Below are 23,176 nucleotides of genomic sequence, written 5' to 3'. Positions count from 1 at the left end.
ATGTTAAAATTAATTTTTTTAATTTCTCAGGTATATTTAACTGAAGAAGAAGCAGTAAAAAAAGCGCTTTCTAATTCTCTTATAAAATCAAAAATTGAGGAAATTAATTCTGTAAACTATAGCAGAAATCAGGTTATAAAGTCCTTTCTTCCGGAATTAAACTCTTCATTTACCTATACTCATTCAACATTTGTAGATAGGATAACACAGTATGTTCTTGTTGGGATAGATCCAGTCACTTTACAGCCTATTTATCAGCCTGTAGAGATAACTTTTGGAAAAGCAGAAAGGAGAATTTTAAATGTTACTCTTGAATATTTAATTTTTTCAGGTTTTCAAAGATTGTATATGCTTAAGATGATGAATTCATTAAGGGACTCTAAGTTAATGGAAAAGGAACTTAAGGAGAAAGAGGTGGAATTTCTCGTTAGAATGCTTTACAATCAGGGTTTATTTTTAAAATATGCTTTGAATAAATATAAAAAAATTATTGAAATTCTTGAGGAGCATATTAAGGTAGCAAAAAAAAGATATGAGGCAGGATTTACTATTGAACTTGACTATTTAAGAAGTGAAGCAGAGAAAAAACAACTTGAATCCACCTTATCAGATTTTGAAAAATTCTATATTAGGGTTATTTCTTCCCTTAAAACATTTTGTAATATTGATACTAAAGATGAAGTAATTCTTGTTGACAGCTTAGTTCCTGATACAATTTTTGAAGAAAAGACTCCTTCAAGGCTTGATCTTATGATTTTGATAAAAAATATTGAAATGCTTGATTATAATAAAAAATCAGCCTATTCAAATTTTATGCCTAAGGTTTTTGGTAGTGTTAATTTTAATTACGGAAAGCCTTATGGTTTTTTCAGAGATGTATGGGACTACTATTTCCAGTATAATCTTTATATTTCTTTTCCTTTATTTGATTTCAGTAAAAGGCTTGATGAGATAAGAAAGAGGGAAGCTGATAAAAAAGCTCTTGAATATCTCCTTGATTTCACAAAGAAAAAAATAGAAGAGGATATAATTTCTGCTAAAAAAGAATTTGAATCTGCAATAAATTCTTTTGAATTTTCAAAGAAATCACTGGAACTAACTCAAAAATCCCTTGATATATCTAAAAGTCAATATGAAAAAGGATTTATTTCCAATACAGATTTTCTTGATGCTTTAAGGAAATATCTTGAAGCTCAAGTTATGTATTTAAATTCCCTTTTTAAATTAAAAGAAGCAAAGATTAAATATGAATCCACCCTTTATGGTGTAAATTTTGATTTTGGAAAAGGAGGTGAATGATGAAAAAAGGTTTAATAAACTTTTTGTTATTAATCTCTTTATTTTATATATCCTGTCAGAAAAAAAATGAAAAAGTAAAATCAAATGAAGAGGTAGTTGTTCCTGTTACTGTTATAAAGCCAATTTTTGGTGAAATCCAGCTTGAAATTAAACTTTCATCGCAGATAGAGGGAAATCCTGATGTTCTTGTTTATGGACCTATTCCTGGTTATTATCTTAAAAGTCTTAAAAATGAAGGTGATTATGTAGAAAAAGGGGAAGTTATTTTACTTCTTGAAAGAAGGGAATACGGTTTGGAATTTGAGCCTGTAAAAATTGAAGCTCCTGTTTCTGGGAAAATTTCTTATTTTAAATTTGATAAGGGTGAATTTGTTTCACCTCAAAGACCCCTTGCAAGAATTTATGGAGATAGAGAATATAAAGTAAAGTTATATTTACCAGCTGAATATTCAAAATATATTACTTTTGGAAAATCGGTTAAAATTTACGTTAATTCAGAAGAATTTAAGGGTGTAATTAGGGAAATAAGTATGACCTCAGATCCTTTTACAGGAAATTTCGAATCAAGAGCATTTTTTAAAGCTAACAAAAAGATTTTGCCTGGAACACCCTGTGAAGTTGAAATTCCAGTTCTAAAAAAAGAGAATGTTTTAAAAATTCCCTCAAAATGTGTGCTTGGCACAGCTAAAAAATCAGTTTTTGTGGTAGAAAATGGTGTAAGCAAAAGAGTTCCAGTTATAACAGGAATTGAGTCAGGTGGATTTGTTGAGATAATTGATGGGCTCAATCAGAATGATCTTGTTGTTTTAAAGGGAGCAGAAATTTTAAGAGAGGGTATGAAAGTTAAAATATTGAAAGGAGACTTGAAATGACAGAGTTCTTTGTAAAAAGACCAATTTTTACTTTTTCAGTTTATACAGCACTTTTAATACTTGGTATCTTTTCTATCCGGATATTACCAATAGATTTCTTTCCCGATGTATCAATTCCTATGGTAAGTATACTCACTATAAGACCTGGAGCTTCACCAGAGGAAATTGAGGAGGAGGTGACCAAATATATAGAGGATGCTGTATCCACAGTACCAAATGTTACTGACATAAGGTCTTTTTCACTTCAGGATATTTCTGTTGTTACAGTGGAATTTGACTGGGGTACTGATATTGATAAGGCAGCCGATGATATAAGAACAATGCTTGAAATAACAAAATATTATCTCCAAGAGGATGCGGATATTCCTAAGGTTTTTAAATTTGACCTTTCTCAAATTCCTATTCTTGTAGGAACTTTTCAGGTTAAGGATACTCTTTTTGATTTAAGAACATTTTTTGAAGATGAAATTGTTGAGAGACTAAAGAGAATTCCAGGTGTTGGAGATATTCAGTTCTGGGGTGGTGGTAGAAGAGAAATTGTAAAAATTGAACTTAAAAAAAGATATCTTGAGGAGTATGGAATAACTCCATTTATGATAAAGGAGGCAATTTTAAGGGAAAACATAAATGTTCCTATAGGAAGTTTTGAGGACAATTTTTATTCAATTACAGCTAAAGTGAATTCAAAGTTTTCTTCTCTTGATGAAATAAAAAGGATTCCGATTTATGTTAAAGGCAAAGGAGTTTTTAAACTGGAAGATGTAGCTGAGGTTAAACTTGATTATGATGATCTTATAACAAAGGTAAGGACAGAGAAAATTCCTTCTCTTATATTTGGAGTTTTAAAACAATCAGGTGCAAATACAGTTCTTGTTTCAGAGAGGGTAAAAAAAGAAGTTGAAAAGATTTTAAAAGATTATCCAGGAGTAAATTTAAAAATTGTGAATGATATTTCAAGGTTTATAAAAAGTTCAATTCAGAATCTAACAAGCACGATATACTGGGCTTTATTATTTATTTTCCTTGTTACCTTTATATTTTTAAGGCATTTTTCTTCAAGTTTTGTTATAGCACTTACGATACCATTTTCTCTTTTTGCTGGTTTTATACTTTTAAAATTAACAGGTGGATCAATAAACATAATTTCACTTTCTTCCCTTGCCCTTGCTGCTGGTATGGTTGTTGATAATGCAGTGGTTGTTCTTGAAAATATATTTTTCAGGAGAGAAAAAGGAGAGAATGCCTTAAATGCTGCTTTCAAAGGAGCAATGGAGGTATTCTCCCCAATTCTTGCTTCTACATTAACTACAATTGCTATATTTGGTCCTCTTGTTATAGGTACAGGTTTCGTTGGAATTATGTTTAGACAACTTGCAATGACTGTAACGACAGTTCTTTTAACCTCACTTTTAGTCAGTTTAACCTTAACTCCGACTTTATCAAGGTTTATAATCAGAAATATTCCAGGGGAAAAGGGCATTCTTTTTAAGTTATTTGATTTACTTAGAAAATTTTATAAAAAAACACTTAATTTTGCTTTAAGGAGGCTTTATTTTACTCTTATAGCTGGATTTTTATTTTTTGTTTTTGGATTAATTTTATTTTTAGCTGGGTTTGTAAAGACTGAATTCTTTCCTGAAGTAGACTCAGGGGAATTAAGGGGTAGTTTCATTTTGCCACCTGGAACAAAACTTTCTGTTACTGATAGTGTAGCAAGTAAAATTGAGGATATTTTAAGGGGAACCCCAGAGGTAAAAACTTTTACTACAAGAGTAGGAAGAACAGAATCTGGTTTTGCAAGTGTTATGGGGCTTGTTGAGGGAGAAAATACAGGATTTTTTTATGTTAATTTGGGAAGTCCTGCAGAAAGAAAAAGGAGTGTTTTTGAAATTGCAGAGGAGATAGAGAGAAAAATTAAGAAAATTCCTGGAATAAAAACTTTTCAAGTTTTGACTTCTGGTACTGTTCAAAATTTAATTCAGGGTTTTGGTGCCCCAATTGAAATTTTAATATATGGGGAAAATTTCAGGGTTACGGATTCAATTGCTGAATATATAAAAGATATTCTTGAGAAAACTGAGGGTTTAAGGAGTGTAAGAATTTCAAGGGAAAAGGGTTTACCAGAATATCTTTTAATTCCTAATAGAGAAAGAATTTCAAAATTTGGTTTTTATTCTTCTTCACTTGGTGCTTATCTCAGGGCTTTAAATTTTGGTGATAAAGCTGGAACCTTTAAAATTGGTAAAAAAGAACTTGATATAAAAATAGTTCTTGAAGATAATTACAGGAAAAATAAAGAATTTTTGCCTTTTATATCTTTTCCTCTTGGTGAACAAAAATTATATATGGGAAATGTTTTTAAAATTGAAAAAGGTTTTTCGCCTTTATCAATAGAAAGAGAAAAGAAAGAGAGGGTTATTAAGGTTCAGGCTGAATCCTCTGGTAGACCTATAGGTGAGATTAAAAAGGAACTTCTTAAAAAATTGAGAGATGTATTTATAGCTCGTGGAGATTATAGAGTTGAATTTGGTGGTTTAACAGAAGAGCAGGCAGAATCCTTTAAGGTTCTCTTTTATGCTTTTCTTCTTGGAATAGTTCTTGTTTATCTTGTTATGGCAGCTCAGTTTGAATCATTTCTGTTACCTTTTATAATAATGTTTACAGTCCCATCAGGAGTTACAGGAGTTGCTTTGATACATCTATTAACAGGAATTCCTTTTTCTGTTCCTTCCTTTGTTGGTATGGTTATGATGATAGGAATTGTGGTTAATAATGCAATAGTAATGCTTGATTATGTTGAAAGGTTAAGGCTTGAGGGTAAAAGTATTTTAGAATCCACAGAAGAAGGTGCTTTAAGGAGATTTAGACCAATTCTGATTACAAGTTTAACCACAATTATGGGTCTTTTGCCTATGGCTATTTTTAGGGGAGAAGGATCTGAAACCTGGAAACCACTTGCAGTATCTGTGATAGGAGGTCTTTTATTTTCTCTTTTAATTAGTTTAATATTTATTCCCTCAATGTATGTTTTTGTTCAGAAAAAATTTTTAAAGAGAGAATAGAAAAGTTTCAGAAAAATTTTAAAGAGCTATTATATTCTATTTTATGGTAGCCACACCCTTTAGGGTGCGCAAAAATACTTTCGGAGTTAAGAAGGATTGCGGTATATTTATGGAAAAAGCAAAATTAAAAACATTTTGTATTAGGCACTCCTTGTAATCTTATTGAGCCAGAAAAATTCAATATTGTTATGGTATTCTAAAGTATTGTTGTGGTATTCTACAAAAATTTGAAAATTTTTAGTTTCTGAATTATAATTTAAATCATGAAAAAAAGTTTAACAGTGGAAGATATTGTGAAGATAATGGAGGAGAAACTCCCGGAAATTATTGAGAGATCTCCTTTTATCCGATTAAAAATTGAGGAGATAATGGAAAAAAAGGCTGTAACAAGGGAGGAAATAAAAGAAATACTTATGGAATTAAGAGCTCAGAGGGAGGATACAAATAAGAGGCTTGTGGAGCTAAGGGAGGATACAAATAGAAGGTTTGAGGAGATAAATAAGAGGTTTGAGGAGTTAAGGGAGGATACAAATAAGAGGTTTGAGGAGTTAAGGGAGGATACAAATAGAAGGTTTGAGGAGATAAATAAGAGGTTTGAGGAGCTAAGGGAGGATACAAATAGAAGGTTTGAGGAGATAAATAAGAGGTTTGAGGAGTTAAGGGAGGATACAAATAGAAGATTTGAACTTCTTACAAAGGAGATGAGGGATGGTTTTAAGGTATTAAAGGATACAATAACAGCGGTGGGGGCGAGGTGGGGAATATTTGCGGAGGAGGCTTTCAGGGAGAGTATGGAGGGTATTTTAAAGGAGCTTGGTTTTTATGATGTTAAGAAGTGGGAGGATTATGATAAAGAGGGGTTTATTTTTGGTTATCCTTCAACAATTGAGGTTGATTTAGTTATAAGGGATGATAAGCATTATTTAATAGAGGTAAAAAGTAGTGTATCGGATGGTGATGTTTTGAAGTTAAAAAGGGTGGGGGAGTTTTATGAAAAAAGGACAGGGGTAAAACCTGAGCTTGTTATAGTTTCTCCTTACATAAAAGAGGAGGCGAAGGAGAGATGTAAAGTTTTTGGGATAAAGTTTTATAGAAGGGATTGAAAGGGAAAATTTAATTTTTAAGTTTAAAATAATGGGACAAATCCAGAAAGAAATAATAAAATTTGTAAATAGATTATTTTTGAGGAAAATCGATGACTTGAAAAATTTTAGAGAGTATATAAAGGGAAAAAATTAGGGAGATTGATTTAAAAGAGCTTGAGATTATTAAATTTTTTGAAAAAAAGCAGGGAGCCAACGAAAGATATTTTTTAAAGCAGTTAATTTAAATACAAAATTTGCTAAGTAGTATACAAGAGAATTTTGTATTAGGTACTCCTTGTAATCTTATTTAGCTTGAAGAATTCAATTTTCTTATGGTATTTCTATAATTGTTTTACAATTTATTAATCTTTTCTTTAAAATAAATATTCTTGAATTTTTATCAGTTAAAAGGAGGTGAGAAAGTGATTTTAGGAATTATTTTGATTTTATTAGTAATTATTTCTTTTATTTTTCTTTATTTAAAAATAGAAGAGCTTAAAAAAGATCAGTCTATAAGATTATTACAGGAACAGATTAATGGGTTAAGAATAGAAATAAATCAGAATCTACAAAATGCAACTGGAAACATCAATCAAACCATTAGCAAAACTTATGAGATTTTCTCTGATGTCAGGGAAAGACTCGGTGGTTTACATGAGGCGACAAAAAGAGTTATTGAATTAAGTGAGGATGTAAAAAAATTAGAGGACCTTCTAAAACCACCAAAACTTCGCGGAGAGCTTGGAGAAGTTCTTTTAGAAAATATTTTAAGCCAGATTCTTCCTAAAGAAAATTATAAAATTCAGTATCAGTTTAAAATTGGAAAAAAAGTTGACGCAATAATTAAAATTGGGGACAAAATTATACCGGTTGATGCTAAATTTCCCTTGGATAGTTTTAATAAAATGATAAGTGCTGAGAATGAGAGAGAATTTTCAAAATATAGAAGCGAGTTTCTTAGAGATGTAAAAAATAGAGTTGATGAAACATCTAAATATATTTTACCTTTAGAGGGAACTTTTGATTTTGCTTTGATGTATATTCCTGCTGAAAATGTTTATTATGAAGCCTTTGTAAAAGATAAGGAAATTTTTAATTATTGCATGGAGAAAAAAGTTATACCTGTTTCCCCAAATACTTTTTATGCTTATTTAAGCACACTTCTATATGGTTTAAGAGGTTTAAAGATTGAAGAAAAAGCAAAAGAAATTGTTAGTATGTTACAGAAAATTGAAAATGATATAAAAGCAACAAGAGATTTTTTTGGACTCGCAAAAAAACAATTGAAAAATTCAATTGAAAATCTTGATAAGGCAGATAAAATACTTGATGAGCTTGTAAAAAGTATTACACGGATAAAATGATGAGTGATAAAAGTTTTTAGAAATGATTGATTTTTTGATACGTGAAGATTGCTTTATACTTTTAGATGGAATATTGAAGAAAATAAAAAAGGAGGTTTAAAATGTTTAAATTTTTTATAATGCTTTTATTTTCTGCACCACCAGAGGATAGGATTAAAGAACTTGAAAAATATAATGAAATGATGGAAAAAGCCTCAAGGGAATTTAATGTGAACCCTGATATATTAAAAATCCTGGGTTATATGGAAACAAAATTTCACCAGCCCTTGTGTCCTTCAATTGATAGAAAATACGGGATGATGGGCATTCCTGAGGAAGATACCATATATATTAATGATATTAAACTAAACTATGTTCCTGATAAATGGGTTGAATGTGAAACCCATGATAAAGGGAGAAACCAGATTCACTATAAAGGTAAATTAAAATTTATTGTTCTTGATGTAGAAAATAATATCAGATTTGCAGCATACCTTTTGAGAAAATATCTGAATGAAGAAAAAGGAAATTTAGAAAAAGCTCTATTGAAATATTTTAAAGGAAATGAATTAAAATTAGATAGATTTTTTGAAATTTATAAAAAGGGATTTGAAGAAGGCAATATAAAAATTGAAGGAAAAGAAATAAAAATTCATAAAAAAATTTTCCAAGCACCTGAACTTGATAGCATAAACCAGTTTATCCCAGCTGACCCTTCAAATTACACACCTTCTAACAGACCCTCTTCTTATCCAATTCAATATGTTATAATTCACACAACACAGGGAAGTTATGAGGGAACAATTTCCTGGTTCCAAAATCCAAACTCCAATGTATCTGCCCATTATGTTTTAAGATCAAACGATGGACACTCAACCCAGATGGTTTTACACAAAGATATTGCCTGGCATGCTGGGAACTGGACATATAATACTTTAAGCATAGGAACAGAACACGAAGGCTGGGTTGATCAGAATGGTTGGTATACTGACGAGATATATAAAAAATCTGCTTATATAACAAGGTCAATGATAAATTTATTCAATGTTCCTTATGATAGACAACATATAATAGGTCATAACCAGGTTCCTGGCTCAACCCATACAGACCCTGGACCTTACTGGGACTGGACCTATTATATGAGACTTGTGGGATATTTGCCCCATCAAGACACAGTAGTAGATGACCTTTCAAAGGGTTTTAAACGAGGTGGACCTTATTCCTCATGGTGGTTTAAGGATAATGTGGGACAGGGTTATGGAGGACATATTTTCTGGACTTATACATGGACAAATCCTGTTTCTAACTGGGCAAGATGGACACCCAATTTACCTGATACAGGAGATTATGAAATATTTGTATATATACCAGCAGATACTTCTTTTAAGGGAAATGTAAGATACAAAATTTATAACTTGATAGAAACTACCCCATACTGGGTTAATCAGGGAAATTCTAATGGTATTTGGAAAAGTCTTGGAATTTATCCAATGCCTAAGGGTGGAAATTATATAAATGGATGTGTTACGCTCGGAGATACTTCAAATGTTTCTGGAAAAAAGATAGCATTTGATGCAGTTAAATTTAGATTTTTAAATTCTATTGATAATTTTTCTTTCTATTTAATAGATGATGGAGATCCTCTTTGTTATTTTTATGGTAACTGGAATTTATCATCTTATACTGGATATTTATCAGATTATAGATGGGCTTATACATCACAAAATGATTCTGTTAAATATGATTTTTCATCTCTAAATTCCGGAGTTTATGAGGTTAGAATTTTCGCAAGAAAAGGATATAACAGAACACAAAATGCCCATTACAGGATATATGCTCAAAATGGAACCTTTGATTTTTATGTAAATCAGAATTCTCCTGGAGTAAATCAAGTTGGGTGGATTTTCTGTGATACCTTCACTTTAATTTCTCCCTTTTATCTAATTTTATATTCAAATGCACAAACAGGTGATGTTGTGATTTCTGATGCAGTTAAATTTTCCTATATTTCTCCTTTATATGTTGAGGAAAAAGAATTTAATGAAAAATTTTTCAATTATAAAAATGGTAAATTAATTTTAAACATTAGAGAGGATAATACCTATATAAATATTTACGATATAATAGGAAGAAATGTTTATAAAGAATTTTCGCTTTCAAAAGGTAAAAAAGAAATTCCTTTAAAGTTGAATCAAGGAACATATTTTATAATTTTAAAGGGAAAGGAAAAAAGAATTGCGAAATTTATAGTTTTAAAGAATTTTTAAAAAACCTCTTGTTTTTACATATATAAAACTAACTTCCTCCTTTTTAAAAAATTTTGCAAGTTCTTTTTTTGTTCCAAGTTCTATAAGAGGTAAATTGTACTTTTCTTTTAAAAATAAAGCTTTTTTTCTTGTGCTTTCAGAAGCATCCTTTGCTATAATAAAAAATCCTTTTTTAATCTTCAATTTTTTAAGATACTTTTTTACATTTTCAATACCTGTAACTCCCATTTTTGCTTTTGATATTATTCCAAGAGTGTTTAGTTCTATCATTTGAGTAACCTGTGAATGTCAAATATTGTTATTAAAATTGCAAGAAAGATTAGAAAAACGAAACCTATTAACTGAATAAGGGTTCTTAATTTAAAGGCAAGCCTTTTTCTTACAATTGCTTCAATTATAACTATTAATAAATGACCTCCATCAAGTGCAGGAAAAGGAAAAAGATTTATAAGAGCTAAATTAATTGAAATGAAGGCAAGAATAAATAAAAGGGAAGTAAATCCTTTATCTTTAGTTTCTCCCACTACTTTACCTATCATAATTGGACCTCCAACTGAACCAAGAGGTGCTTTACCTTTTATCAGTAAATAGAGAATTCTGAATGTTTGATATACTATAAAATATGTTTCTTCCCAGGCAAATAAAAGAGCAGAGAAAAAAGGCAATTTTATTAAATTTATATCTGCCCTTACACCTATTTTATATGAATCGTTAACTTTAACAGGTTTTATTAAAAATTTTAAAGTATCATTTCCCCTTTTAACATAAATTGAAACTTCTTCACCCTTTGAACTTTCAATAATTTTTTGAATCTTATCCCATTTTTTTATTTCTGTATTATTTATCTTTATAACTGTATCACCCTTTTCAATACCTGCTTTTTCAGCTGGAAAATCTTTCAAAACTTCACCAATAACAGGAAGGAAAACAGGTTCTAAACCAGTATCATACCTTGAAAGAGTGTCATCCCATACACCCCAAAGTTTAAGTTCAATGGTATCTCTATTGTTTCTTAATATTTTTACTCTGTGTGTATCACCATCCTGAAAAACAGCATAAAAATCTTTCCATCTTATAAAATTTTTACCATCAACTTTTAATATCTTATCTTTAAATTTAAGACCACTTAAAAAGGCAGGGCTTTTTGGGGGAGGTTCATCAATATAAGGAGGAGATTCGACAATTCCAAAAATAAAAAATAATAAGAAAATTATAAAAAAACCGAAAACAAAATTAAAAACAACACCTGCTATAAGGATTAAAAATTTAATTGTAAATGGTCTTTCCCAAAAGGAATTTTCTCCTTCGCTTTCCTCACCAAAAATTTTTACATACCCACCAAAAGGTATGGATGAAACTTTAAAGGTTGTTTCTTTAATTTTAAAGGATAAAATTTTAGGACCAAATCCAATAGAAAACTCCTCAACAGGAACTTTAAGCAATTTACTTACAATAAAATGACCGAATTCGTGGATGAAGATCAATATTGATAGAAGCAAAAGGGTAATTAAAATTGTAGATATCATTTAATCTCTTTATACACGGAATTTTTTGAAATTTCAATAATTTTCATTATTTCATTAAAGTCTTTATCATTTATATGGGGCGCTTTTTTATATATCTTTAAAAGTATTCTTTCAATATCTGGAAATTTTATTTTACCCTTTAAAAATAAATTAACAAGTTCTTCATCTGCCCCTATAAGAAATGCAGGTTTTCCTTTCTTTTCTTTTAAAGCTTTAAAACATAAATCAATCAATTTTCTTTTTTCCTTTTTTAATTTCTTAAATTTTAATTTTTCATAAAATTTTTTTACTCCTTTATAATCTTTAATTTCAGGATAAAAAAGAGCATACAGAATTGGAATTCTCATATCAGTTTCACCTATATGAGCTAAATATGTTCCATCCTTTAATAAAACCATTCCATGAACCTTACTTTCAGGATGATAAAGAACATCAATTTTTTCAGGTTCTATATCAAATAAATAATGTGCTTCAATAACCTCAAAACCTTTGTTTATAAGAGTTGCAGAATCAATAGTTATCTTTTTACCCATTTTCCATCTCGGATGTTTAAGGGCTTCCCTTACACTTATTTTTAATAGTTTTGAATTTTTTATATTATAAAAAGGACCTCCTGAAGCAGTTAGTATAATTTTTTTTATTTCTTCTTTTCTTATATTTTTTAAAATTCTGAAAATTGAAGAATGTTCTGAATCTACAGGAATTAAGTTTAAAAAATTTTTTGTTTTTATTATTTCTCCAAAAGCAATTATAATCTCCTTATTAGCCATACACACTCTTTTTCCTGAATTTAAAATTTCTAAAAATATATCAGCAAGGTCAACACCACTTGCACCAAAAAGTATCTTTCCTACTTTATCAGAATTTACAAAATCCTTTAATTTTTCCCTGTCGTAAATTATTTCTTTATTTTCTCCACTTTTACCTGTTATGAAAGCAAAATCAATGTTAAATTTTTTCTTTAATTCTAAAAGTTTTCTTTCATTCTTATGAGCCTGAATTCCTACTGGTTTAAGTTCAGGATATTTTTTTAAAAGGGAAAAAAAATTTTTTCCTATAGAACCCGTGGCTCCAAATACAAAAACATTCACATTACTCAACAATAACTTTTAAAAATTTTCTCTTTCCTATTTTTAACCTGTATTCACCCTTATCAAGTTCAAGATTTTCATCAATAATACTTTCACCGTTTATATCGATAGCTTTTTGTCTTATAAGACGCCTTGCCTCACTTTTACTTGAAACAACTCTACTTTCATAAAGAATTTCAAGAAGTTTTTTACTTTCTGTTCTATACTCAGGAATTTCCTCTGGTATTTCCCTTTTTCTAAAAGTTTTATTAAAATATAATCTTGCCTTTTCGGCTTTTTCTTCATCATAAAATATTTTTGTTATTTCAAAAGCAAGTTTTTCTTTTGCTTCAAGTGGATTTTTTTCAACAAATTCTTTTATCTCTTTTTCTTCTTTTAAAAGAACAAGTTTATAGTACTTTAAAATTAAACTATCAGGAATTGACATTACTTTCCCGAATATATCCTCTGGTTTATCAAAAAAGTTTATACTATTTCCATAGGATTTACTCATTTTAAGCTTTCCATCGGTTCCTTCTAAAAGGGGAAGGGTTATAAAAACTTGTGGTTCTAAATCCATCTGTTTCATAATTTCTCTTGTTAAAGCAAAGTTAAAATGCTGATCACTTCCACCTATTTCCACATCTGCCTTAATATAAATTGAATCATAAGCCTGAAAAACAGGGTAGAGGAATTCATGAAGTGATATAGGTATTCCCTTTTTGTATCTTTCAGAAAAATCGTCTCTATCAAGCAATTTTGCAACTGTAGCCTTTGCAGAAAGTCTTATTATTTCTTCTGGGGTAAGTTTAGAAAGCCATTCACTGTTATATCTTATTTCTGTTTTTTCTTTATCAAGAATTTTAAAAGCCTGTTCAAAATAGGTTTTTGAATTTTCTTCAACTTCTTTTCTTGTTAGCATTGGTCTTGTTTTTGATCTTCCTGAAGGGTCCCCTATCATTGCTGTAAAATCACCAATTATAAAGACTATTTTGTGTCCCATATCCTGAAACTCTTTTAATTTTCTGAGGCATATATAGTGGCCTAAATGTAAATCAGGTTTTGAAGGGTCTGCTCCGTATTTAATAGTTAAAACCTTTTTCCTATTAATTTTTTCTTCCAGTTCTTCTCTTGTAACAATTTCTACTACTCCTTTAATTAAAATTTCTATTTCCTTACTCATTTTTTAAATATAGTTTTACGTCATACTTTTTATACATTTCTTCTTTCCATTTTGTCCAGAATTTATTGATTTTCTCATTTTTTAATCTGCTTTCAATCTGTCCCTTTACTTCATCTATTTTTCTATATTCACCTTTCTTAATTTTTTCCAGCTTTATTATAGCAAAGTTTCCATTTTTTAATCTTATAGGACCCTTTATATCCCCTTCTTTCATTGTTTTTAAAGGTTTTAAAAGTTCTGGAGGCGAGCTTTTTTCTGTAAAATTAGTTATAAGACCTCCGTTTGAAGCATCGGGTGCTAAGGAAAAATTCCTTGCCAAGTCCTCAAATTTTTCTCCTCTTTTAATTTTTTTAAGAATTTCCATTGCTTCATTTTCTGTTTTAAGTTCAATTCTCCTTAAATCCCATCTATCAGGAATTTTATAATTTTCCCTGTTTTTAATATAATATTCCTTAATTTCCTTTTCCGAAACTTCTACATTTTCATTTATCTTTTTCGTATAAAGGTCTACAAGTATTCTCTCTTTTGCTTTTTCTAAATTTTTTCTAAAATCCTCTGTTAAATCAAGTCCTTCCGATAGAGCTTCAAGATAGAGAAGTTTAATATAAATAAGCCTTTCAAGAATTCTTTTTACAGCATGAGTATCAGAAGGAGAAGGTCTTGTATAGGGGGGAATATTTTCAATAAATTCGTTGAATTCTTTATAAGTTATACTATAAGATCCAAGGGTTGCAATAAAATCTTTGTTTAAAAGGTCAAAAATATTATCCATTCTATCACTTGCCATTTTATAAACCCTTGATTTTTTATAGTTCAAAACAATTTTTTCATAAATTCTCTGTGCTTCTTGTAAATTACCCATTTTTTCATATAAAAAAGCTTTTCTATATAAAATTTCAGGGTAAATTGAGCTAAATTCTGAAACTTTATTTTCTAAATCAATCACAAGATTAAGAGCTTCTTCGTAGTTTTCTTCCCTTATAAGTATGTCAAAAAATTCTATTTCCTTTTTTATTTTTTTAATGCCCTTTAAATCTTTTATTCCCTCTTTATACAAACTTATTGCTTCCTTTGTTTTTCCTAATTTTAATAATTTTTCAGCTTCTTCAATTTTTTTATTGAAAGTAATCAATAAACCTATAAGTATTAAAGTTTTCATTTTAGTTTAATAAAAATTTTGGGATTTGAACCTTAAGTTTTTAATTTTAAATTAAAGGACATTGTATAATAAAATAGCAGTTAATAAAGGAACGGTAAAGTTATCATCAATGTTTCCTGAAAATAGCTCAGCAAATGAAGCAAATAAAGATATAATAATTTTTTTCTTTACAGAAAGTTCTTGAAAGAAAAGGGTTATTATAAAAGAAACAATAAGAAAAGCTAAAAAACCTTCAAGAGTTTTATTTTTAAAGAGTTTTGTTTTGCCGAATAGTTTTCCCACAATACTTGCAAAATTGTCTGAAATAGAGAGAAATAAAAGGGATATAACTGCTACTTTTTTTGGGAAAAAAAGTGTGAGTAAAAAAGCAGATATACATACCCATGTAGCACCTGTGAAAAAATTCTGTTCTTCTTTTTTAATCATTTCTCCGAAAAAGCTCTTGAAAAATATCTTGAAAGATTTTATTTCAAATCTTAAATAATCTGCAGTTAAAAATCCTCCAAGAAAAAAAGCAATAATAGGTAAATAAATTTTTTTATCAAAAATAAGAATTGCAACAGGAAAAAGAACTGAAATTAAATGTAAAAGTTTTCTTAAGATAAAACCTTTTAGATTAAAACTCAATTGAAGCAGAAATTATATGAAAAAGAGATAATTCAAAATTACCACCAAGGGCGTAATCTATATTTATTTTTTTTATTCTTAAACCAGCACCAAAGGTTGGAATATTTTCTCTCCACCCGGCTCTTAGGAAAAAATTTTCCGTTCCTATAAATTCAATTCCTGCACAAGTCTTTAATTTAAATTTTTCTTCTAAAAGAGCTTCAAAATCAAAGGTAAATAAAATCTTTTTTAAAAATTCTTTGGAAATTCCTATTCTAATTGAAGGAGGGATGAATTCTTTTCTACCTGAATTCCAAATATTTATGTTACCAAAAACGTTTCTCAAAGTAAAAGAAATATTAAAATCTCTTTTAAAAAGAAATCCGAGGTCAATTCCTATACCATAACCTTTCCCAACATGCAAATTTTCCCTCATTAGTTTTAAAGAAATTCCTGTATAAATATTTCTTATTTTTTTTGAAAATCCAGATAAAATCTGAATTGAATTTATACTTATAAATCCTTTATTTTCTATATTTAAAGGGTCCTGTGCCGGTGTTGTGTCTTTATAAATCGTATAGAGGATTTTGTCAGCAAATATGTAATTAAGAGAAAGGAAAAATTTATTTATTGAGTCTCCTGTTAAAAGATTAAAGGCTCCGAACTTAAAAATATCAGAAAAATAATTAGAAAAAGTTCCCTGAATTACTTTTTCTTTTAATAATAGAGATGTTGCCGGGTTAAAAAAGAAAGAAGCAGGGTCTTTAAGAGCTGAAGAAGCTTCACCAATTGATGATATTCTTGCATTTCTTGCGAAATTCCACCTTTCATTACCATAGGTGATTACATGGAGAGAAAAAAAGAATAAAATTATTTGCATTTTTTTATTTTAAGCTTTTATTTTAGTATAATAAAAATACTTAAATAAACTCGGTTCAATTCCGCTTTTACAAAATAAAATTAAATGGCAAGAAAAAAATCCTTATCTGTGTTAAAAAGAGAAAGACAAAATGAAAAAAGGAGAATGATAAATAGACTTTATAAATTAAAAATAAAAAATCTCATAAAAAAAATAAGGAAAACAGAAAAGGAGGAAGAGAGAAAGGCTTTATTTGTTGAATTGCAGAGTATAGTTGATAAGGCTGTAAAAAGAGGTGTTATACATGAAAATAAGGGTTCAAGAATAAAGTCTAAAGTTTTCAAAAAGCTTTTCAAGACACAGAGTTAATTTTTATTGAAATTTTTTTTTACTTTCCTTTATAATAAAATTAATGGGCGATTAGCTCAGCGTTGGTGAGAGCGCCACGTTGACAACGTGGAGGTCGGAGGTTCAAATCCTCCATCGCCCATTAAAAAATAAGGAGAAAATGGTGGATATTTTAAAAAGAGTAAGTTTATTTCGTGGATTGGAAGATAGTCAGCTTTCAAAAATAGTTGAATATTTGGAGGAAAAAAGTTATGAGAAAGGAGAAATAATTTTTGAGGAAGGTTCTCCGGGAAACTCTCTATTTATTATAAATAGGGGTAGAGTTGAAGTGAGGTTAAAGAGGGGTGATCTTGTGCTTGTTCTTGCTGAGCTTGACGATGGGTCCTTTTTTGGAGAGCTTTCTCTTATTTCTGATGAACCGAGGAGTGCTACTTGTACAGCTTTAAAAGATTCAACTCTTTATCTTTTAAAAAGAGAAGATTTCTGGAAAATTGTTGAGAAGGATCCGAAAATTGGGGTAACGGTTTTAAGAAACTTAGCAGAGGAGCTTGCAGATAGAATAAGAGAAACAAACAAAAATCTTGAAACTTATTTCTTAATTAATCAAGCAATAGTAGATAACGAACAATTTAGAAAACTTTACATAGCAGCAAAGGGGAAAACACCTTAAATTTGAAAATTGTCATTTTAAAATGTTATAATTTTACAAATTAATGGCCCCATCGTCTAGCCAGGCCCAGGACATCACTCTTTCAAGGTGGAGACGGGGGTTCAAATCCCCCTGGGGCCATTAAAAGATTAAAAGTATAGGAGAATTTTATGAATATTATTTTTCTTATTTTATTTTCAGCATCTTCAATTTTCGGACCAAGCGGATCTTTTAGATTATTTTACCCAATGCCTCATAAAAAAGGAGATTTTTCTTTTTCTTTATTTGGTGGTTATTCTTTTCAGGATTTTAAATACTGGGACAATTCAGTTGACTCTGCGAACAACCCTCAGGATGATAGAAGACATTACCTTATCTCATCTCTCTCTCTTTCCTATGCTCCCTTTGATTATTGGGAGTTTGGATTGAGAGGGGATTTTGAAGGAAGGCAGCTTGAAAGAGGGGATTACCCTGTCCAGAGGAGTGATGATGGATATTTTGCATACAGGGGATTTGATATATTTACAAAATTGGGATATCCCTTTTTCTCAGACACTGTTACTGGGATTGAATTTGCAGGTGGCATAGCTCTTGGGTTCTATTTTCCAAATCAGGGAATAGAAAGAAAAGACCCCAAATTTGTTCAGTATGGTTTTCCAATGTATATACCTCAAAGCGGAGAATTTTGGTCAAGTTTAATGCTTGGACTCAAACTCCAGGTTATAAAGTTTAATGGTCTTTTGGGTTTCTTTCAGACAGGTAAACCTTCAAAAGAAACAGATGTTTTTCCTGTTCTTTGGTATAACTATAATCAAAAGGGAGTTGCACAGATTGACACGATTTATAGAACAAAGGAGGATTTCAAAGATTTTACAAGAATGCCTTTTGGTTTTAATATAACACTTTCTGCTGGACCCTATGTGGATTTCATAGCTGATTTACATGGTGTTTATTTTACTGAATTGAGAGATAATCTTCTTGCTATAACTCCAGGTGTCAGGTTTAAAACTCCAGGTGGAGTAATATTTGATTTTGCTGTTGATGCAAGATTAAAAACCTTAGCTGATTCCCAGATTTCCTTATATTCTCATGATAGAAACTTATTTACTTACATACCGGATTGGAGATTTATTTTTGTTATGTCGAATGTTTATAATGTTCTTCCAAAGAAAGCAGCTCCGCCTCCCCCGCCACCACCTCCGCCCACACCAAAACTTGCAAAATTAAGTGGTAAAATTTATGATGCATCTACAGGAGAACCCCTTGTTGCACAGATAACTTTTGAAGGAACTGATAAACCCCCAATTTCCTCTGATGAAAACGGATTTTATTCTGTGGAGCTTGAACCAGGAAGTTACAGTTTATATGTGGAAAAAGAAGGTTACGCCTGGATGAGAAAAAGTTTTGTTATAAAAGAGGGTGCAGAACTTGTTCTTGATTTTCCTTTAAAGAGAAAAGAGTTTATACTAATTACAGGAAAAATTCTTGATAATATCACAGAGACACCCCTTGGTGCCAAAATAACAATCCCTGAGACTGGATTTGAAGGCACAATAAGTGATCCAGAGACAGGAATTTACAAGTTAAAATTACCACCAGGTTCGTATATTATAAGAGTTGAAGCTGAAGGTTATCTCGTAGAAAATGTACCAATTATTCTTAAAGAGGGTGAACCTTTAGTAAAGGATATCAGGCTTAAAAAGAAAGCAGAAAAGGGTGTAACTATAAGATTGCAGAATATTTATTTTGATACAGGTAAAGCCACAATAAAACCTGAATCTTATCCAATTCTGGATAGAGTAGCAGAATTTTTAAAATCAAATCCAAAAGCTGTTGTAGAAATTCAGGGTCACACTGATTCCGTTGGTTCAGATAGCTATAATATGGCACTTTCCCAGGCCAGGGCAGAGTCGGTTAGGAACTATCTTATAACTTTCCATCAAATTGATCCTTCCAGACTCATTGCAAAAGGATACGGAGAGACAATGCCAATAGGTGATAATACAACAAGAGAAGGAAGAGCTATGAATAGAAGAGTTGAGTTTAAAGTTTTAAGTGTAGGGGAATAAAAATTTTATTTTATATACAAAAAATTAAGCATTAAAGCTCTACTTCAAAAGGTAAGGATAGATAAAATCCCTGTCCATATTTAACGCCTATTTTCTTTAGTGTTTCAAGTTCTTCTTCTTTTTCAATTCCTTCTGCAATAACTTTTGCTTTTATTTTCTCACCGAAATTTAAAACCATTTCAAGTAAATTCTGTTTAACCATATCTTCATGGATATTTCTAACAAGTACCATATCATATTTAAGATAGTCTGGATTTAATTCTGCTAAGGTCTGTAAAGAGGAATACCCGACTCCAACATCATCTATTGATAGTTCAATTCCTTTTTCTTTTAAAAAGTTTATATTTTCCCTTAAAACATTGAAATCAGTTATGGCAAATCTTTCAGTTAATTCAATTACTAATCTTTCTGGATTTATTTCCAGTTCTTTAATATTTTCAAATAGCTCTTCAACATAAATATTTTTTTTATGTTGGAGAATTTTTGACGAAACATTTAAAAATATTTTGTATCTATCGTCAGGTAATTTTTTTGATGTTAGAAGAGCTTTCCATCTGCAGAGTTTTTCTAAATTTTCAAGTTCATTCAGCTCATCTGCTACAGAAAATAAAACCGTTGGCATTTCCAATTCTGTTTCTTTTGGACCCCTTGCAAGGGCCTCATATCCGTATGTTACTTTATTTTCTACGATGTTATATATGGGTTGAAATACCATTCTTATTTCATTAGTTCTCAATATTTTTCTGAATAGAGACTTTATATTGGATTTCATCTTTGTTTCTGTTTTTGTATGTTCAATTTTAACCTCATTTATTACCTGATATATTGTTCTCTCTGTTCTTTTTAAAGGGTCAAATTTAATTTCTTTTACTGTTATTGTAGTTGGAGCAGGAATAATTTTTTCAATTTCATTTTTAAATTTGTTTATAAATTTTTTTACATCGTGATTTTTCGGAAAAACAAGACAGATTAAACTGGAATAAGGTTCTGTTGTGAATATAATAGGATTTTCATAAGGTGTAAATTCCATTGAAATTAGTTTTTTTGAGAGATTGGAAAGGTTTTTTATCCAGGAATCAAATACATCAAACCCAAATTCTTCTTCGTAAATTGAGGATTCAAGAATCTGAACTATCAGTATATTCACTTCTTTTTCTTTTTCAATACGGTCTTTTATTGAATCAAGGACAGTAATTAAAAGAGGAAGTCCTGTTATTTCATCTTTCATAATTTTTCAAAAATTTCTTTTATTCTATTCTTTAAACCTTCAGGTTCAAAAGGTTTTACAATGTAGGCTACAGCTCCTTCCTTTATTGCTTTCAGCATATCCTGTGGTTCTTTTAAAATTGAAAAAATTACAACAGGAATTTCTTTATCCTTTTCTTTTAAAAGATTTTTGAAATCACGGAATAATTCCCAGCCATCTTTTTCAGGTAAGATTATATCAAGAAGAATAAGATCAAATTGACTGTCTTTATTCAAAAGTTCAATTGCCTGAGATGGTGAATAGGCTTTTTCCACTAAATATTCATCCTTTAAGATCTCTTCCACTAAAGAGACCATATCTTCTTCATCATCAATTATTAGAATTCTTTTTTTATCCATTAAAAACCTCCTTTCTATTATATTTTATATTTTTTCTTTTTTAAATTCAATTAAAATAGAAGAAATAAATTATTTGAATTTTAATAAAAAGAGCGATTATATTTTATTTTAAATCTTATAAGGAGGGAATATGAAAAAAGATAAAATTGAAATTGTTTGGTTTGGAAGAGGAGGAATGGGGGTTAAAACAGCTGCTTTGCTTTTTGGAGAAGCATTTGTTCATAAAGGTAAATTTGTCCAGGCTTTTCCAGAATATGGACCTGAAAGAAGGGGTGCCCCTCTTTTTGCTTTTACCAGAATTAGTGAATATGAGATAAAGGGTCACTACGGAATAAAGGACCCTGATATTGTTGTTATAATTGACCCAAGGCTTTTAAAGACTGAAAATTTTAAAAATTTTATCAAAAATAATACAATCCTTCTTATTAATACAAATGTTAATCCTGAAGACCTAAAAAAAATTTTAAATTTAAAATCTGAAATTAAAACTATTGATGCGACAGGTATTTCAAGAAGAATTTTTGGTAGAGATATGCCTAATGCACCCCTTTTAGGTGCACTTCTGAAGATTACTGGTTTTTTAACTCTTGAGGAATTTATTAATTTTGTAAAAGAAAGGTTAAAAAATAAATATGAGGAGAAAATAGTAAATAAAAATATTGAGGCAATTAAATTGGCTTATAAGGAGGTTAAGGGATGAAACTTAAACCTTGGAGGGAACTTGAAGAAGGAGCTGTTATAAAAAATGTTCCTACATCCCTTAAATATAAAACAGGTGAATGGAAAAAGGAATCTCCTCTCTTTGATTCTGAAAAGTGTACTCATTGCTTACTTTGCTGGCTTTATTGTCCTGATTTTGTTATTAAAGTAAAGGATGGAAAGATTTATAAATTTGATTTGGATTATTGTAAAGGTTGTGGGATATGTTCAAAGGTATGTCCAAAGGGAGCTATTTTAATGAAGGAGGAAAAAATATGAAAACTGAAACAAAAAAAATAGTTGCAAAGACTGGAAATGAAGCAGCTGCTTATGCTATGAAACAGATAAATCCTGATGTAGTAGCCGCTTATCCAATTACACCTTCAACAGAAATAATACAGATTTTTTCAAAATATGTAGCAGATGGGGAAGTAGATACAGAATTTATTCCTGTAGAATCAGAACATTCAGCTATTTCTGTATGTATAGGAGCATCCACAGGAGGTGCAAGAGTTATGACAGCCACGAGTTCCCAGGGTCTTGCCCTGATGCATGAAATTCTTTATATAGCTTCTTCTTTTAGATTACCTATTGTTATGATAGTAGGTAATAGAGCTCTCTCTGGTCCAATAAATATCCACTGTGATCATTCAGATACTATGGGTTCAAGGGATTCTGGCTGGATACAGATTTACTGTGAGAATGCTAATGAAGTTTACCATACTATTATTAATGCTGTAAAAATTTCTGAAAAAGTGAATCTACCCTGTATGGTGATGATGGATGGTTTTATTGTTACTCATGGAATGGAAAATGTTTTAATACTTGAAGATGAAGAAGTTAGAGAATTTTTAGGAAAAAGAGAGCCACTATATTCTATTTTAGATTTAAAAAATCCAATTACCGTTGGACCCCTTGCCCTTTATGATTATTATATGGAACATAAGAGGTCTCAAGTTGATGCAATTTTAAAATCGAAAAAAATTATAAGTGATGTGTTTGAGGAATATAATAGAAAATTCGGACTCAGTATTCCTTCCTTTATTGAAGAGTATTTCTTAGATGATGCTGAAATAGCAGTAATTGCAATGTCTTCAGCTTCTGGAACACTTAAAGAGGCAGTGGATTTATTAAGAGAAAAAGGTGAAAGGGTAGGTATTTTAAGATTGAAAATTACAAGACCTTTCCCTTATGAAATTTTAAGAAAAAAGCTTGAAAATTTAAAAGTAGTTGGAGTTATGGATAGAGCTGAAACTTTCAGTACAATGGGAGGACCTGTTTCAATAGAAGTAAAGGCTGCTTTATATTCTCTAATAAAAAGACCTTTAATTCAGAGTTTTGTATTTGGACTTGGAGGCAGGGAATTTAGTTTAGAGGATGCTATTAAAGTTTTTGATATTTTAAAGAAAATAAATAAAGAGAATAAGTTAGAGGAGGAGTTTATATACATAGGATTAAGGGAATAGGAGGTAAAA

Annotated in this window: 21 protein-coding genes and 2 tRNA genes; 14 read left to right on the top strand and 9 right to left on the bottom strand. The window is 30.0% G+C overall.

Annotated elements, in window-relative coordinates:
• The 6 genes from ABIN17_02180 to ABIN17_02155 all read left to right on the top strand — a co-directional run bounded on the left by ABIN17_02180 (position 1) and on the right by ABIN17_02155 (position 9,928).
• A complete protein-coding gene (locus tag ABIN17_02180) occupies positions 1-1,299 on the top strand; it encodes a TolC family protein (GenBank protein MEO0283865.1) in 1,299 nt (432 codons plus the stop codon).
• The gene (locus tag ABIN17_02175; GenBank protein MEO0283864.1) at positions 1,299-2,171 is read left to right on the top strand and encodes an efflux RND transporter periplasmic adaptor subunit; all 873 of its coding nucleotides are present in this window, start codon (positions 1,299-1,301) and stop codon (positions 2,169-2,171) included. Before ABIN17_02180 ends, ABIN17_02175 begins: the two co-directional genes overlap by 1 nt.
• On the top strand, positions 2,168-5,233 hold the full coding sequence (locus tag ABIN17_02170; GenBank protein MEO0283863.1) for an efflux RND transporter permease subunit: 3,066 nt from the start codon (positions 2,168-2,170) through the stop codon (positions 5,231-5,233). The genes ABIN17_02175 and ABIN17_02170 overlap by 4 nt, the downstream gene beginning before the upstream one ends.
• A gap of 263 nt (positions 5,234-5,496) precedes the next feature.
• On the top strand, positions 5,497-6,336 hold the full coding sequence (locus tag ABIN17_02165; GenBank protein ID MEO0283862.1) for a DUF3782 domain-containing protein: 840 nt from the start codon (positions 5,497-5,499) through the stop codon (positions 6,334-6,336).
• A gap of 404 nt (positions 6,337-6,740) precedes the next feature.
• On the top strand, positions 6,741-7,682 hold the full coding sequence (locus tag ABIN17_02160; protein ID MEO0283861.1) for a DNA recombination protein RmuC: 942 nt from the start codon (positions 6,741-6,743) through the stop codon (positions 7,680-7,682).
• Between the two features lie 101 nt (positions 7,683-7,783).
• The gene (locus tag ABIN17_02155) at positions 7,784-9,928 is read left to right on the top strand and encodes an N-acetylmuramoyl-L-alanine amidase (GenBank protein ID MEO0283860.1); all 2,145 of its coding nucleotides are present in this window, start codon (positions 7,784-7,786) and stop codon (positions 9,926-9,928) included.
• Here ABIN17_02155 and ABIN17_02150 read toward each other — a convergent pair.
• From ABIN17_02150 to ABIN17_02120, 7 genes are read right to left on the bottom strand one after another with little or no spacing between them, the layout of a single operon-like run.
• A complete protein-coding gene (locus tag ABIN17_02150; protein MEO0283859.1) occupies positions 9,914-10,198 on the bottom strand; it encodes a ribosomal L7Ae/L30e/S12e/Gadd45 family protein in 285 nt (94 codons plus the stop codon). The two genes, ABIN17_02155 and ABIN17_02150, sit on opposite strands and share 15 nt — an antisense overlap.
• Positions 10,195-11,454, bottom strand: a complete 1,260-nt coding sequence (gene rseP, locus ABIN17_02145) for an RIP metalloprotease RseP (protein MEO0283858.1) — start codon at positions 11,452-11,454, stop codon at positions 10,195-10,197. The genes ABIN17_02150 and rseP overlap by 4 nt, the downstream gene beginning before the upstream one ends.
• Positions 11,451-12,545 (bottom strand): 1-deoxy-D-xylulose-5-phosphate reductoisomerase, encoded by a 1,095-nt coding sequence (locus ABIN17_02140; protein ID MEO0283857.1) that lies wholly within the window; start codon positions 12,543-12,545, stop codon positions 11,451-11,453. Before ABIN17_02140 ends, rseP begins: the two co-directional genes overlap by 4 nt.
• Position 12,546: 1 nt before the next feature.
• Positions 12,547-13,707, bottom strand: a complete 1,161-nt coding sequence (tyrS, locus tag ABIN17_02135) for a tyrosine--tRNA ligase (GenBank protein ID MEO0283856.1) — start codon at positions 13,705-13,707, stop codon at positions 12,547-12,549.
• Complete coding sequence (locus ABIN17_02130; protein MEO0283855.1) at positions 13,700-14,866, bottom strand: peptidyl-prolyl cis-trans isomerase; 1,167 nt, start codon at positions 14,864-14,866, stop codon at positions 13,700-13,702. The genes tyrS and ABIN17_02130 overlap by 8 nt, the downstream gene beginning before the upstream one ends.
• Positions 14,867-14,917: 51 nt before the next feature.
• Positions 14,918-15,493, bottom strand: coding sequence for a hypothetical protein (locus ABIN17_02125; protein ID MEO0283854.1), 576 nt, complete (start codon positions 15,491-15,493; stop codon positions 14,918-14,920).
• The gene (locus tag ABIN17_02120; protein ID MEO0283853.1) at positions 15,483-16,352 is read right to left on the bottom strand and encodes a hypothetical protein; all 870 of its coding nucleotides are present in this window, start codon (positions 16,350-16,352) and stop codon (positions 15,483-15,485) included. Before ABIN17_02120 ends, ABIN17_02125 begins: the two co-directional genes overlap by 11 nt.
• Before the next feature lie 84 nt (positions 16,353-16,436).
• Here ABIN17_02120 and rpsT point away from each other — a divergent pair, with 84 nt between their 5' ends.
• The 5 genes from rpsT to ABIN17_02095 all read left to right on the top strand — a co-directional run bounded on the left by rpsT (position 16,437) and on the right by ABIN17_02095 (position 19,397).
• Positions 16,437-16,700 carry a 30S ribosomal protein S20 gene (rpsT, locus tag ABIN17_02115; GenBank protein MEO0283852.1) on the top strand — a complete coding sequence of 88 codons (264 nt, stop codon included), beginning with the start codon at positions 16,437-16,439 and terminating at the stop codon, positions 16,698-16,700.
• A gap of 45 nt (positions 16,701-16,745) precedes the next feature.
• A tRNA-Val gene (locus ABIN17_02110) sits at positions 16,746-16,821 on the top strand.
• Positions 16,822-16,842: 21 nt separating this feature from the next.
• Positions 16,843-17,349, top strand: coding sequence for a cyclic nucleotide-binding domain-containing protein (locus ABIN17_02105; protein ID MEO0283851.1), 507 nt, complete (start codon positions 16,843-16,845; stop codon positions 17,347-17,349).
• 45 nt (positions 17,350-17,394) lie between these two features.
• Positions 17,395-17,469, top strand: a tRNA-Glu gene (locus ABIN17_02100).
• A gap of 29 nt (positions 17,470-17,498) precedes the next feature.
• Positions 17,499-19,397 (top strand): OmpA family protein, encoded by a 1,899-nt coding sequence (locus ABIN17_02095; protein MEO0283850.1) that lies wholly within the window; start codon positions 17,499-17,501, stop codon positions 19,395-19,397.
• Positions 19,398-19,428: 31 nt separating this feature from the next.
• Here ABIN17_02095 and ABIN17_02090 read toward each other — a convergent pair whose 3' ends face one another.
• Complete coding sequence (locus tag ABIN17_02090) at positions 19,429-20,625, bottom strand: EAL domain-containing protein (protein MEO0283849.1); 1,197 nt, start codon at positions 20,623-20,625, stop codon at positions 19,429-19,431.
• Complete coding sequence (locus tag ABIN17_02085) at positions 20,622-21,002, bottom strand: response regulator (GenBank protein MEO0283848.1); 381 nt, start codon at positions 21,000-21,002, stop codon at positions 20,622-20,624. The genes ABIN17_02090 and ABIN17_02085 overlap by 4 nt, the downstream gene beginning before the upstream one ends.
• A gap of 130 nt (positions 21,003-21,132) precedes the next feature.
• Here ABIN17_02085 and ABIN17_02080 point away from each other — a divergent pair, with 130 nt between their 5' ends.
• From ABIN17_02080 to porA, 3 genes are read left to right on the top strand one after another with little or no spacing between them, the layout of a single operon-like run.
• Positions 21,133-21,702: a 2-oxoacid:acceptor oxidoreductase family protein gene (locus ABIN17_02080; GenBank protein MEO0283847.1), complete on the top strand. Its 570-nt coding sequence runs from the start codon at positions 21,133-21,135 to the stop codon at positions 21,700-21,702.
• A complete protein-coding gene (locus ABIN17_02075; protein MEO0283846.1) occupies positions 21,699-21,980 on the top strand; it encodes a 4Fe-4S binding protein in 282 nt (93 codons plus the stop codon). The genes ABIN17_02080 and ABIN17_02075 overlap by 4 nt, the downstream gene beginning before the upstream one ends.
• Positions 21,977-23,167, top strand: coding sequence for a pyruvate ferredoxin oxidoreductase (gene porA / locus ABIN17_02070; protein MEO0283845.1), 1,191 nt, complete (start codon positions 21,977-21,979; stop codon positions 23,165-23,167). Before ABIN17_02075 ends, porA begins: the two co-directional genes overlap by 4 nt.
• The last annotated feature ends 9 nt before the right edge of the window (positions 23,168-23,176 follow it).

The sequence above is a fragment of the candidate division WOR-3 bacterium genome, assembly GCA_039803925.1.
In the GTDB taxonomy this organism is placed as follows: domain Bacteria; phylum Hydrothermota; class Hydrothermia; order Hydrothermales; family JAJRUZ01; genus JBCNVI01.
Note: the sequence above shows the minus strand (reverse complement) of the source record. Positions and strands in the feature narration are given on the sequence as shown.